The sequence below is a fragment of the uncultured Aquabacterium sp. genome, assembly GCF_947366995.1.
GTDB lineage: Bacteria > Pseudomonadota > Gammaproteobacteria > Burkholderiales > Burkholderiaceae_C > Aquabacterium.
This window is the reverse complement of record NZ_CANBCC010000031.1, coordinates 1-12,975: the sequence shown is the minus strand read 5'-3', so window position 1 is coordinate 12,975 and position 12,975 is coordinate 1. Positions and strand designations below refer to the sequence as shown.

The following is a 12,975-nucleotide window of genomic DNA, read 5'->3' as shown; positions in this document are numbered from 1 at the left end:
GGGTCAGAACTCCACGTGCAGATCGGTCAGGTCGGCCGGGCTGCCGAGCGCAAAGCCGGTCGTGCGCTCACAGGCCTGCCGGGCAAAGCCCAGGTCGGTGGGGAAGGCCGCATGCACGCGGTAGAGCGCGTCGCCTGCTTTCACGGTGTCGCCCAGTTTGTGGAGCAGGTCGACGCCGGCGCCTTGCACCTTGGGCGCACCCGCAAGCCGCGCGATGCGGGCCAGGTGCAGGTTGTCGATGCCCGTCACCATGCCGTCCTGGCCCGCAGTGACCTCGAACGTCAGCGGCGCGAGTTCAGGGTGTTCGGGGTCGAAGGCGTGCGCGCCCTGTGCTTCGATGATGGCCTGCATGCGCTCGAGCGCCCGGCCCGATTCGAGGATGTCGCGCGCGATGGCGTAGCCTTCGCCGCCGCGCACATCGGGGTCGAACTCCAGCATCCGGCCGGCCAGACGCAGCGACTTCTGGCGCAGGTCATGGGGTGCGCGCGGGTCGTTGCGCAGCACGCGCATCACGTCGCGCGCCTCCAGCACCGGGCCGATGCCGTGGCCGATGGGCTGGCGGCCGTCGGTGATCACCACGTCGATGGTCAGCCCCATGCGGCGCGAGACGAACTCGAACAGCTTGCGCAGGCGCTGGGCCTCGGGTACGGTGCGCACCTTGGCGGTCGGGCCCACCGGGATGTCGAGCAGCAGGTGGGTGGAGCCCGCAGCCACCTTCTTCGACAGGATGGATGCGACCATCTGGCCGGGCGAGTCGATGGACAGCGGGCGTTCGACCGAGATCAGCACGTCGTCGGCCGGCGAGAGCTCGCTGGTGCCGCCCCAGGCCAGGCAGCCGCGGTGGGTGTGCACGATTTCCTGCAGCCGCTCGAATGGCGGTTCGACGTTGGCCAGCACCTCCATGGTGTCGGCCGTGCCGGCGGGCGAGGTGATCGCGCGCGACGAGGTCTTGGGGCAGAGCATGCCGTGCGCTGCCACGATGGGCACGACCAGCATCGACGTGCGGTTGCCCGGGATGCCACCGATGCAGTGCTTGTCGACCACCGGATGCGCCTTCCAGTCCAGCCGGCGGCCGACGCCGGCCATGGCCGCGGTCAGATCGTAGACCTCTTCGCGGTCGAGCTCCCCCTGGTTGGTGGCGACCACGAAGGCCGTCAGTTCGATCTTGGAATAGCGGTGGTCGACGATGTCGCGCACGATGGCCTGGTAATCGGCATGCGTCAGGCGCTCGCCGGCGATCTTGCGGTGCAGCGCCGAGATCGAAGAGGGCGGCTCAGCCTGGCTGACCGTGGCCGGGTGCTCAGAGGGCACGCCGATCTGCGCGAACGCATCTTCGGACAGACCCAGCTCATCCGGTCCAACGATGCAGGCGTCGTCCACCACATTCAGCGTGGCCAGGATGCGGCGACCGTTTGCGCGCACTTCCACCTTGGAGAGGGCCTGGAAGCCCTCGGCGCGGTAGATGGCGCACTCTCGGTGGAGATAGGCGACGTTCTCGCGGTAGGTGTCGATGGCGACGCGCTTGAGGCGCAACGGCGAGAGGGTATCGGGCGTGGGATGCGGCTGAGAGAGGGGTGGCGACATGGCAGACAGCGGAATTCAGGCCGTCATCTTCCCCTGAATTGCTGCACCTTGTTTGCGGGCGTGTCCTGCTTGTCAGCCGGCGCTTGATGTGACGCAAGCGGTGTCGGCCCGGTGGGGCAGGCTGGCCGCCATGTGATCTGCCCAATGCACGATGGCCAACGTGCCGTCGGCCTGCTCGACCAGCGCCGTCAGGCTCTCGACCCAGTCGCCGTCGTTGCAATAGAGGATGCCGCCGATGTCGCGCATCTCGGCGTGGTGAATGTGGCCGCACACCACGCCGTCCACTTCCTGACGCCGTGCCTCGCGGGCGAGTGCTTCCTCGAAGTCGCTCACATAGCTCACGGCCCGCTTGACCTTGAGCTTGAGGTATTTCGACAGCGACCAGTACGGCAGGCCCAGGCGCGCGCGCAACGAGTTCAAATGGCGGTTCAGCTTCAGCGTGAACTCGTAGAGGGCATCGCCCACCAGGGCGAGCCAGCGGGCGCACTGGATCACGCCGTCGTAGAGGTCGCCGTGCGTCACCCAGAACCGTCGGCCGTCCGCGAGGGTGTGGATGCAGTCTTCCCGCACCTCGATGCCGCCAAAGGCCTGATCGAGAAACTGCCGTGCGAATTCGTCGTGGTTGCCGGGCACGAACACCACACGCGTGCCCTTGCGGGCGTGCCGCAGCAGTTTCTGCACGACATCGTTGTGAGCCTGCGGCCAGTACCAGTGGCGGCGCAACTGCCAGCCGTCGATGATGTCGCCGACGAGGTAGAGCGTGTCGCACTCGAGGTGGCGGAGGAAGTCGAGCAGGGCGTCGGCCTGGCAGCCCGGCGTGCCGAGGTGCACGTCCGAGATCCAGGCTGTGCGCACCTTCAGCGCCGGGCGTCGGGGCGTGGCGGAAGCGGGCCTGGAGGGCGGCAGCGCGCCCAAGCCGCTCCGGCCGAAGCCGGCTTGCCAGGCACGCATCAGGGGGGTGGTGAACCAGGGCCGCATGTCGCGATGGTCGGTGGCCGGCGTGACATCGGCGCGACACCGCAGTGACGCTTCCGTGATGGCGTGGTCAAGAGGGGGAGCGGGTTATCCCGCCGTGTCACAGGCTGACACAGGCGTGCGGGAAATTTTCCCTGTCTGCGGCATGACGGCTTGCCGACACTCCGTCCGTCCAAGAGAGAACACGTCAGACGACGAGGAGACCCCGTGCGACAGTCCGTGCACCGCCCCATCGCCGCGCAGGCCGCTCTGCGCCCCCTTCTTCAACCCCGCGCCGTGTCCGTGGCTGCCAGCCTGCTGTGCCTGGCCGTGCAGGCGCACGCCCAGAGCGAGGCCCCCGTGCTGGTGGCCCGCGCCGAACTGCCCTCTGTCTCCGTCATCAGCACCACACCGCTGCCGGGCATCGGCCTGCCGCGCAACGTCTTTCCCGCGCCGGTGCAGTCGGCCAGCCTGCGGGATCTGGCCGACAGCGGCGCTGCCGACCTGTCGGAGTTCCTGAACCGCCGCCTTGGCAGCGTCCACGTGAACGAGGTACAGGCCAACCCGTTCATGATGGATGTGAACTACCGCGGCTACACGGCCTCGCCGCTGCTGGGCACGCCGCAAGGGCTGTCGGTGTACGTGGATGGGGTGCGCCAGAACCAGGCGTTTGGCGACGTCGTGCTGTGGGACCTGATCCCGAAGGCCGCCATTGCAGGCGTGACACTGATGCCGGGCGCCAACCCCTTGTTCGGCTTGAACACACTGGGCGGCGCGCTGAGCATCGACACCAAGGACGGTCGCCGCCACGCTGGCACGGCGCTTGAACTGAGCGCGGGCCAGCATGGCCGCGCAAGCCTGGGCCTCGAGCACGGTGGTGCCAACGACAAGGGCCTGGACTGGTTCGTGGCGGGCACGACCTTCCGGGACAGCGGCTGGCGTGACGATTCGCCTTCGCGCATCGGCCAGTTCTTCGGCAAGGTCGGCTGGCGTGACGGCGCCACCGATGTGAAGCTCAGCCTGGCGCATGCCGACACCGATCTGACCGGCAACGGCCTGCAACAGCGCGAACTGCTTGCTGCCGACCGCAGCAGCGTGTTCACCAAGCCCGACCAGACGCAGAACCGGGCCACGCAGCTCAACCTGCAACTCAAGCACGCCTTGTCGGACCAGGTGATGCTCAGTGGCAATGCCTACTGGCGTCAGACCCGCACCCGCACCTTCAACGGTGACCTCAACGAGGAAGTGATCGGTGAAGGCCCCAGCCCCGAAGCCTGCGTGGACGAGGCGGCAATCAATGGCGAGCCCAACGAAGCGTGCTCTGGCATTGCCACCCGCACGCGCACCAGCCAGCGCAACATGGGCCTGCAGGGGCAGATCAGCATGCAGGGCCACCTGATGGGGCTGCGCAATCAGGGTGTGCTCGGTGCGGCGTTCGACAGCAGCCGCCTGAGCTTCACGCAGGGCTCGCAGTTCGGCTACCTGAACGACGATCGCTCGCTGACGCTGGTGAACGCCTTTGCCGACGGCACGCAGGATTCAAGCGAGGCCTTTGACGCGCGCGTACGCCTGAAGGGCCGTGTCACGACCTGGAGTCTGTTCGGCAGCGACACGCTGTCGCTCAACGAGCAGTGGCACGTGACGGCCTCAGGCCGCTTCAACGACACCCGGCTGAAGAACACCGACGAGCTCTACCCGTACAACAACGCAACCACGCAGGGTGAACTGCGCGGCACACTGGACGGCAACCACCGCTTCCGTCGGTTCAACCCGGCGCTGGGTGTGAGCTTCACTCCCAGCCCGGCCTGGAGTGCCTACGCTGGATATGCGGAAAGCAGCCGCGCGCCGACCTCGGTGGAGCTGGGCTGCGCCGACCCCGAGTTCGGCTGCCGTCTGCCCAACTCGATGGCTGGCGATCCGCCGCTCAAGCAGGTCGTCTCGCACACCTGGGAGATGGGCGTGCGCGGCCTGCTGGACGGACGCTGGAACTGGAACCTCGGCACCTTCTTGGGTGACAACACCGACGACATCCTGTTCGTGGCCAACAACGCCTCGACCGGCTACTTCAAGAACTTCGGACGCACCCGCCGGCAGGGTTTGGAAGCGGGCGTGCAGGGCCGTGACGGGGCGTGGACGCTGGGCTTGAACCTGACGTGGATGAAGGCCACCTACCAGACGCGGGAAGTGGTGGGCAGCGAATACCACAGCGGCGCCGACGCTGACAACGGCATCGTGGTGAACCCGGGCGACCGCATACCGCAGATCCCCAGCCAGATCCTCAAGGCGCAGGTGGCTTATGACTTCGGCAGCCAGTGGCGCGTCGGGCTGGACATGCAGGCAGTCAGCGGCAGCCCGGTGCGAGGCAACGAGGACAACCGGCACCAGGCCAATGGCATCACCACCTTTGGTTCTGGGCGCAATCCGGGTTATGCGGTGTTCAACTTCAGTGGCCGCTATCAGGCCACGAAGGACGTCTCGATCCGTCTGGGCGTGAGCAACCTGTTCGACCGGCATTACGCCACCGCCGGGCAGCTGGGCGCACGCGCGTTTGCCGCCAACGGCGCCTACACCGACGCAGGCGGCATCGGCACGACCTTTTACTCGCCGGGCGCACCGCGCACCGTGTGGGCCACGTTGCGCTGGTCGATGTGATGACGACGGGTTGTCGGCCGCTCAGCGCGGCTGGCGACCGTCGATGACCCCGTGACGCAGCGCCAGGTGCACGAGTGCCGCTGAGGTGGCGACGCCCAGCTTGTCCTTGATCTGCGTCTGGTTGTTGGCCACCGTTTTCGGGCTCAGGTTCAGCAGGCGGGCGCACTCGGCCGGTGAGTGCCCCTCGGCCAGCAGGCGGAAGATCTCGAACTCGCGCTGGCTCAATGCCGCCAGTCGCTCTGCCTCATCCTGCTCCGCCCGGTTCAACAGCGACGGCGAGAGGTCGGCGCTCAGATAGCGCCCGCCACGGTCCACCGCACGCACGGCGGCCACCAGGCTGTCCGGTGGGGCATTCTTGCTGACAAAGCCTCGGGCACCGCTGTCCAACGCGCGGCGCACCATCTGGGCCGAGTCGTACATGCTGCACACCAGCACGCGGGCCTGCGAATCGCGCGCGAGCACCTTGCGCAGCAACTCCACGCCGCCCGCGCCGGGCATCGACAGGTCGGTCACCAGCACATCGGGCGTGAGCGACACCCAGGCGGCGTGCCCCTGCTCGACATCGGCCGCTTCGCCGACCACGGTGATGTCGCCATCCTGCTCCAGCAGGCGTCGGTAGCCGGAACGGACAACGGGATGGTCATCGACCAGCAGCACTCGGGTCTGTCTCATGCGGGAAGGTTCTCCAGAGGCAGATCAGCCTCGATGCGCAGGCCACCGCCTTCCACGTTGTCCAGCTTCAGCGTGCCGCCATAGCCGGCTACACGCTCGCGCATGCCGGCCAGACCATGCCCGCCGCCAGCGCCTGCCGGATGGCGATCGGACGCCAGCCCCCGGCCATCGTCCGTGATGCGCAATCGAAGTCCCTCGGACGACGGCAGCGGCTCGAACACGATCTGCACATGGCTGGCCTCGGCATGCCGGGCCACGTTGGTCAGCGCCTCCTGCACCAGGCGGTACACCGCCACGGCCATGTCGTCTGGCAGCGCCGGTGAGCCGGGCCGCGGCACGAAGGCGCAACCGATGCCGGTCTGCATCTCCCACCGCTCGCAAAGGGCCTGCACCGCCGCCTCCAGCCCCAGGCTGTCGAGATCGGGCGGGCGCAGACGGTCGAGCATCTCGCGCACCAAACCGTGCAGGCGCTCGGCAGATTCGTCGATGCGGCGCGCACCCTCGGCCACGGCCGGCACCTCGGTCGCGCGGGCGATGTAGCGCGCATCGGCGCGGATCGCGGTGCAATGCTGCCCGAACTCGTCGTGCAGTTCACGGGCCAGGGCCCGTCGCTCGGTGTCCTGCACGCGGATCAGCGCCTGAGCCAGCTCACGGTTCTCGCTCAGCAGGGCTTGCGCCTGTTGTTCGGCCACTGTGCGGGCCGTCAGCGCCTGGCGCGCTTCCACCACGCGGCGCCAGCCAAACCACAGCAGCCCCAGCGACAAAGCCAGCAGCGTCAGCGGCAGTTCGTCGAGCTGCCAGGGCTCCAGCCCGCGCGTGGCCGCCTGCAATCGCTCGAACAGTTCAAAGCGGCCAGCCACGACAAAGAAGGCCAGCACCCCGGCCAGCACGAGCAGGGCGTCCTGCGCCCACCCGGCAGCGAACCGTGACACGGCCTTGCTCACGGCATCAGGCCGTTGGGCGGCTGCGGTAGAACTGGATCGGCGCCGCAGCGACCTGGTTGAGCACCGATTTTTTCATCTTGCCCACCACGTGCATCTCGCAGGGCTTGCAGTCGAAGCGCAGCGTCAGCTTCTCCTTGCCGTTCACTAGCTGCAGCGGCGCCGCCTTCACCGTGCCCTGTACGCCTGTCACGCCCTTGGCCTGCTTGGGACACAGGCTCAGCGAAAAGCGCACGCAGTGCTTGGTGATCATCAGGCTGACTTCGCCGAGCTCTTCGTGGCTTTCGTAGGCCGCCTCGATCACCTTCACGCCATGCTTGGCGTAGAAATCGCGGGCCGCGTGGTTGTAGACGTTCGCCAGGTAGGTCAGGGTGTCTTCCGGATAGGGCACCGGCGGATCGACCGGTTCGGCACGGGGCAGACGCTGCAGGGCAGCCGCGCGCGCGGCTTCGAGCGCGGCCACCGCATCGCGGCGCAGGCTGTTGAGCACCGAAGCCGGCACGAACCAGGGCTGGGCAGTGCCCAGCGTCAGCTCGTGTGCCTGGAAGATGGTGGTGCCCAACTTACCCAGGTGCTCGCGCAGGGTGGCTTCAGCCCGCTCCGTATTCTGCGCGGGCTTCTTGTCGCACACCACGCTCGCCTCACCCACATGGCCGGTCTCGTCCGTCAGCGTCAGCTTCAGGCCATCGGCCGTGTCGGTCAGGCTCATCCACAGCCCGATGCGGCGCTCCGCCGACTTCTTGCCCAGCAGGTTTTCCCAGGCCCTGTCGCGGTTGCGGTTGATGGCCACACCCGACTTCAGATCGGGCAAGGCGGCGATTTCCTCATTGGGGAACACGCGCCACAGACGGCCGGCCTTGCCAACGGGCTCGGCCGTGTTCACCTGCACGCCCACGATGTCTTTGGTGAGCGTCAGGTAGTTCAGGCCGTCGCCGTTCTCGATGGACTCGGCCTCGGCCGGGTTGAGCGCCACATCGAACCAGCGGTCGCCCACCTTGGCGACCTCGCCGATCGGCAGGCCGAGGTGCTTCGGGCTCTCGAACGCGCCGATGTCTTCCTTGCGGCCATTCACGAAGTAGTCGGTGGCACCGCGGTTGAAATTGCGATCAGGGTCGGGCTGGAAGAAGAAGGTGCACTCGCCGGCCGAGGCCCGCGCCAGTTCGGGGCGCTCTTCCAGGATCTCATCGAGCAGCACGCGGTAATGGGCGGTGATGTTCTTCACATAGCCCATGTCCTTGTAGCGGCCCTCGATCTTGAACGAGCTCACGCCGGCGTCGATCAGCGCGCGCAGGTTGGCGCTCTGGTCGTTGTCCTTCATCGACAGCACGTGCTGCTCGAAGGCCACGACCTGGCCGCCGTCGTCCAGCACGTTGTAGGGTAGGCGGCAGGCCTGCGAGCAGTCGCCCCGGTTGGCGCTGCGGCCCGTGTGGGCGTGACTGATGAAGCACTGGCCGCTGTAGGCCACGCACAGCGCACCGTGGATGAAGAATTCGATGTTGGCGTGCGTGTTCGCCGCGATCTCGCGGATCTGCTGGAGCGTCAGCTCGCGCGCGAGCACGATCTGGCTGAAGCCCACGTCCTGCAGGAATTTCGCTTTTTCGACTGTGCGGATGTCGGTCTGCGTGCTGGCGTGCAGCTGGATGGGCGGCAGGTCGAGCTGCAACAGCCCCATGTCCTGCACGATCAGCGCGTCGACGCCGGCGTCGTACAGCTGCCAGATCAGCTTGCGGGCGGGCTCCAATTCGTCGTCACGCAGGATGGTGTTGAGCGTGGTGAAGATGCGGGCGTGGTAGCGGTGGGCGTGCTGCACCAGGCGGGCGATGTCGCTCACCTCGTTGCTGGCGTTGCTGCGGGCGCCGAACGACGGTCCGCCGATGTAGACGGCATCGGCCCCGTGGTTGATGGCCTCGATGCCGATGTCGGCGGTCTTGGCGGGGGCGAGCAGTTCGATCTCGTGGCGGGAAGCAGGCATGGCAGGCGCAAAGAGCAGAGGGACAGCAGCGCGCGGCCCGAGGGGCGGGGCAGGGCGCCAAACCGCAGATACTAACGCCATGGTCGCCCGTTCCGCCCTTCATCCCCCTGCGCTGCCCCGATTTGACCGGCTCGACCGCCTGCGCGGCCTGGCCCTGGTGTGGATGGCGGCCTTCCACTTCTGCTTCGACCTGGCCAACTGGCGCTTGATACAGGCCAATTTCTACGTCGATCCGCTGTGGACCACGCAGCGCACCTGCATCCTCTCGCTCTTCCTGCTGTGCGCCGGGGCCGGGCAGGCCATTGCGGTCCACCAGGGACAGACCTGGGCGCGGTTCTGGCGTCGCTGGGCGCAGGTGGCCGGTTGTGCGCTGCTCGTCACCCTGGGCAGCATGGCGATGTTTCCGCGCAGCTTCATCTACTTCGGCGTGCTGCACGGCATGGCCGTGATGCTGCTCGTGGCGCGCCTGACGGCCGGCTGGGGCCGCGGTCTCTGGCTGGCGGGCGCCGTGGCCCTTGCGCTGCCGCAGCTTGTGCAGCATCCGGTGTTCGACACCGCGTGGCTGGACTGGACCGGGCTGATGACCCGAAAACCGATCACCGAAGACCACGTGCCGCTGCTGCCCTGGCTGGGTGTGATGTGGTGGGGTCTGGCCGCCACCCAGCGGATGCTGGCGCACCGCCCTGGCTGGCTGCAGGGCGCTTGCGCCGACCGTGGCACTTCAGGCGACAATAGCCACCCCGCCCAGGCGGCCCTGTTGCCGCGCGTGCTGACCACGCTGGGCCGCTGGAGCCTGACTTTTTACATGGTGCACCAGCCGCTGCTGATCGGCGCGCTGGCCGCATGGATGACGCTGACCGGCCGCGCGATTCCGGCCTGAAGCCCTGCCACCTTCCCTCGCAGAAAGACGTTCTCGATGACGCAAGACCAACTCAAGACCCTCGTGGGCCGCGCGGCCCTGGATTACGTGCAAGCCGGCAGCATCGTCGGCGTGGGCACCGGCTCGACCGTCGACAAGTTCATCGACGCGTTGGGCGAGGCACTCAAGACCGACCCGAAGCGGGTGGTGGGCGCGGTCTCCAGCTCGGTACGCAGCACCCAGCGCCTGGAAGCGCTCGGCATCCCGGTGCTGCCTGCTGAAACCGTGACGGAGCTGGGCGTCTACATCGATGGCGCCGACGAGATCGACCACGGCGGCAACATGATCAAGGGTGGCGGCGCCGCCCTGACGCGCGAGAAGATCGTGGCCGACCTGGCCCGTCAGTTCGTGTGCATCGCCGACGAATCCAAGCTCGTGCACGCACTGGGCAAGTTTCCGCTGCCGGTGGAAGTGATCCCGATGGCGGCCGCTCAGGTGATCCGGGCGTTTGCCAAGCTGGGCGGCCAAGGCAAGGTCCGCGAGGGTTGCACCACCGACAACGGCAACGTGATCGTCGACGTGACGGGTCTGCAGATCACCGAACCGGCCCGCTTCGAATCTGAGATCAACCAGATTCCGGGCGTGGTGACGGTGGGCGTTTTTGCCCGCAACAAGGCCAGTGTGTGCTTGCTCGGCACCAGCCAGGGCGTCAAGACCCTGCAGTTCTGATCGGCTGAGCACGGGGCGCGGGGCACGGGGCACGGGGCGCGGGGCGCGGGGCGCGCACCGCGCGTCCCGCACCATTCGAGACTCAGAACCGGAATCCGGGCGGCGCACTGCCACCCCGGCCGCCATTCGTTCCGGCCGGAGCCGGTGCGGCCGGCTCGGTTGCCGGCGCAGACCGGGGGCCTCCGCCGCTCACGCCCGAGGCCTCGCCCGCCGCCGGTGCTGGCGCCACCAGGGGCTGCGGTGCAGGCCACTGGTATGTGGCGGGCAAGGCCGATTGGGCAGGATAGCCCGCCGCATCCAGGTACGACACCCACTCGCTGTGGGCGTAGCCCTGCAATTGCTTGGCGCCCACGCGCAGCACGGGCAACCCATCGGTGTTCTCGGCGCGCTGCAACGCCTTTGCGTCGTCCGCGCTGGTCACCGTCTTCTCGATGAACGGGACACCCCGTGCCTTCAGCATCTGCCGCCCGGCATCGCAAGGGGCGCAGTTCCGGCCCGTGTAGAGCACGACCGGATAGCGGCCGACCACCTGTTGCAACGCATATGGCAGCCGCTCGGTCGCCGCCGGGCTGCCATCGGCCTTCAGCGCCTGTGCGGGCTGGTTGGGCGGCGGCCGGTCGGTGTACGTCACCTTGCCATCGGGGCCGACGACCTTGTAGAGCGCCCAGGCAGGCTGCCATCCCATCAGGGCAATGGCCCCGACGAGCAAGGCCGACGGAAGGGGCAGGACAGTTTTGCGGGACATCGAGTGGGATCTGTCGCGGGTGTCAGCTCATGCCCTGATGGCGCAACAGGGCGTCGATCTGGGGCTCGCGGCCGCGGAAGGCCTTGAAGTTCTCCATGGCCGCACGGCTGCCGCCGGCCTCCAGAATCGCTTCACGGTAGCGTCGGCCCACCTCGGGGTTGAGCACGCCCTGGGAGCTGGTCGCAGCCTCCTCGAAAGCGGCGTACGCGTCTGCAGAGAGTACCTCAGCCCACTTGTAGCTGTAATAGCCCGCCGCGTAGCCACCCGCAAAGATGTGTGAAAAGCTGTGTTGGAAGCGATTGAAAGCGGGGGGGATGTTGACCGCTACTTCCTTGCGCACGCCATCCAGCACCGATTGGATGTCGGCTTCGCAGCCCGGTTGTGCATGCAGGCGCATGTCGAACAGCGAGAACTCGATCTGGCGCAGGGTCTGCATGCCACTCTGGAAGTTCTTGGCCGCCGTCATCTTGTCGAACAGCGCGCGGGGCAGGTGTTCGCCGGTGTCCACGTGGCTGGTGAGCTTCTGCACCACGTCCCACTCCCAGCAGAAGTTCTCCATGAACTGGCTGGGCAGCTCGACGGCATCCCACTCGACGCCGCTGATGCCGGCCACGCCAATGTCGTCGACCTTGGTCAGCATGTGGTGCAGGCCATGGCCGAACTCGTGGAAGAGGGTGGTCACGTCGTCGTGCGTCAGCAGTGCGGGCTTGTCGCCCACGCCCTTGGCGAAGTTGCACACCAGGTGGGCCACCGGGGTCTGCGTGGCGCCGTTGTCGGGGCGCTTCCAGCGGCCGCGCACGTCGTCCATCCAGGCGCCCGGGCGCTTGCCGGGGCGGGCGTAGGGGTCCAGGTAGAACTGGCCGACCAGCTGGCCGGCGCGCTCGATGCGGAAAAAGCGCACCGACTCGTGCCACACGGGCGCGGTATCGGGCTTGATCTGCACCTCGAACAGCGTTTCAATCAGGCCGAACAGACCCTTCAGCACCGTCGGCTCGGTGAAGTACTGCTTGACCTCCTGGTCGCTGAAGGCATAGCGGGCCTCCTTCAACTTCTCGCTCACGAAGGCCACGTCCCAGGCCTGCAGGTCGTCGATGCCGCATTCGTCCTTGGCGAAGGCGCGCAGCTCGGCCATGTCCTTCTCGGCAAACGGGCGGGCCCGCTTGGCCAGATCCAGCAGGAAGTCCATGACCTGTTCCGGGCTGGACGCCATCTTGGGGACCAGCGAGACCTGAGCGAAGTTCTGGTAGCCCAGCAGTTTGGCCTCTTCCTGGCGCAGGGCCACGATGTCACGCATCAGGCCGGAGTTGTCCTTGTCGGACGGGCCGAATTCGGAGGCCCGGGTGCTGTAGGCGCGGTAGAGCGCCTCGCGCAACGGGCGGTGCGTGGCGTACTGCATCACCGGCAGGTAGCTGGGCATGTGCAGCGTCAGCTTGTGCCCGTCCTTGCCTTCTGCTTCGGCGGCAGCGCGTGCGGCGGCCACCACATCGGCCGGCACGCCCGCCAGTTCATCGGCCTGCGCGTAGTAGGCGTAGGCGTCGGTCGCGTCCATCACGTGCTCGGAGAAGGCTTGCGACTTCGCCGCCTGCTCTTCCTGGATCGCGGCATAGCGGACCTTGGCCTCACCCTGCAGTTCGGCGCCGCCCAGCACGAAACCGCGCAGGGCGTTGTCGAGCGCGCGCTGGCGGGCAGGGCTCAGGCGCTGCTCGGCGGGCAGGCCTTGCTGCGCCTCGTTAAGCGCCTTGTACTTGGCGTAGAGGCGTTCGTCCGAGCCCAGGCGGGTGTAGTACTCGGTCAGGCGCGGCAGGTTCTCGTTGTAGGCCGCACGCAACTCGGGCGTGTCGGCCACGCTGTTGAGGTGGCCCACAGC

The 12,975-nt window shown here is 67.6% G+C and carries 10 protein-coding genes; 3 read left to right on the top strand and 7 right to left on the bottom strand.

What is annotated here, in order from left to right; all coding sequences use genetic code 11:
• Positions 1 to 3: 3 nt before the first annotated feature.
• Positions 4 to 1,584, bottom strand: a complete 1,581-nt coding sequence (locus tag Q0Z44_RS09960; protein WP_298012143.1) for a thymidine phosphorylase family protein — start codon at positions 1,582 to 1,584, stop codon at positions 4 to 6.
• Positions 1,585 to 1,656: 72 nt separating this feature from the next.
• Positions 1,657 to 2,562, bottom strand: a complete 906-nt coding sequence (locus tag Q0Z44_RS09955; protein WP_298012141.1) for a UDP-2,3-diacylglucosamine diphosphatase — start codon at positions 2,560 to 2,562, stop codon at positions 1,657 to 1,659.
• A 204-nt stretch (positions 2,563 to 2,766) separates the two neighbouring features.
• Here Q0Z44_RS09955 and Q0Z44_RS09950 point away from each other — a divergent pair, with 204 nt between their 5' ends.
• Complete coding sequence (locus Q0Z44_RS09950) at positions 2,767 to 5,190, top strand: TonB-dependent receptor (protein WP_298012138.1); 2,424 nt, start codon at positions 2,767 to 2,769, stop codon at positions 5,188 to 5,190.
• A gap of 21 nt (positions 5,191 to 5,211) precedes the next feature.
• Here Q0Z44_RS09950 and Q0Z44_RS09945 read toward each other — a convergent pair whose 3' ends face one another.
• Genes Q0Z44_RS09945 through Q0Z44_RS09935 form a run of 3 tightly spaced genes read right to left on the bottom strand, consistent with a single transcriptional unit; the run spans position 5,212 to position 8,775 of the window.
• A complete protein-coding gene (locus Q0Z44_RS09945; protein ID WP_298012136.1) occupies positions 5,212 to 5,862 on the bottom strand; it encodes a response regulator transcription factor in 651 nt (216 codons plus the stop codon).
• On the bottom strand, positions 5,859 to 6,794 hold the full coding sequence (locus Q0Z44_RS09940) for an ATP-binding protein (RefSeq protein ID WP_298012135.1): 936 nt from the start codon (positions 6,792 to 6,794) through the stop codon (positions 5,859 to 5,861). The genes Q0Z44_RS09945 and Q0Z44_RS09940 overlap by 4 nt, the downstream gene beginning before the upstream one ends.
• A 16-nt stretch (positions 6,795 to 6,810) precedes the next feature.
• The gene (locus tag Q0Z44_RS09935) at positions 6,811 to 8,775 is read right to left on the bottom strand and encodes a U32 family peptidase (protein ID WP_298012133.1); all 1,965 of its coding nucleotides are present in this window, start codon (positions 8,773 to 8,775) and stop codon (positions 6,811 to 6,813) included.
• 79 nt (positions 8,776 to 8,854) lie between these two features.
• On the opposite strand from Q0Z44_RS09935, the gene Q0Z44_RS09930 reads away from it, so the two are divergent.
• Both Q0Z44_RS09930 and rpiA read left to right on the top strand, forming a co-directional pair.
• Positions 8,855 to 9,655, top strand: coding sequence for a heparan-alpha-glucosaminide N-acetyltransferase (locus Q0Z44_RS09930; protein WP_298012131.1), 801 nt, complete (start codon positions 8,855 to 8,857; stop codon positions 9,653 to 9,655).
• A gap of 36 nt (positions 9,656 to 9,691) precedes the next feature.
• Positions 9,692 to 10,363 carry a ribose-5-phosphate isomerase RpiA gene (rpiA, locus tag Q0Z44_RS09925; protein WP_298012129.1) on the top strand — a complete coding sequence of 224 codons (672 nt, stop codon included), beginning with the start codon at positions 9,692 to 9,694 and terminating at the stop codon, positions 10,361 to 10,363.
• Positions 10,364 to 10,445: 82 nt separating this feature from the next.
• Here rpiA and Q0Z44_RS09920 read toward each other — a convergent pair whose 3' ends face one another.
• Together Q0Z44_RS09920 and Q0Z44_RS09915 are read right to left on the bottom strand one after the other, a co-directional pair.
• Complete coding sequence (locus tag Q0Z44_RS09920; RefSeq protein ID WP_298012126.1) at positions 10,446 to 11,108, bottom strand: glutaredoxin family protein; 663 nt, start codon at positions 11,106 to 11,108, stop codon at positions 10,446 to 10,448.
• Positions 11,109 to 11,130: 22 nt separating this feature from the next.
• Positions 11,131 to 12,975 (bottom strand): M3 family metallopeptidase (locus tag Q0Z44_RS09915; RefSeq protein WP_298012124.1); only part of this gene is annotated, 1,845 nt, incomplete at its 5' end.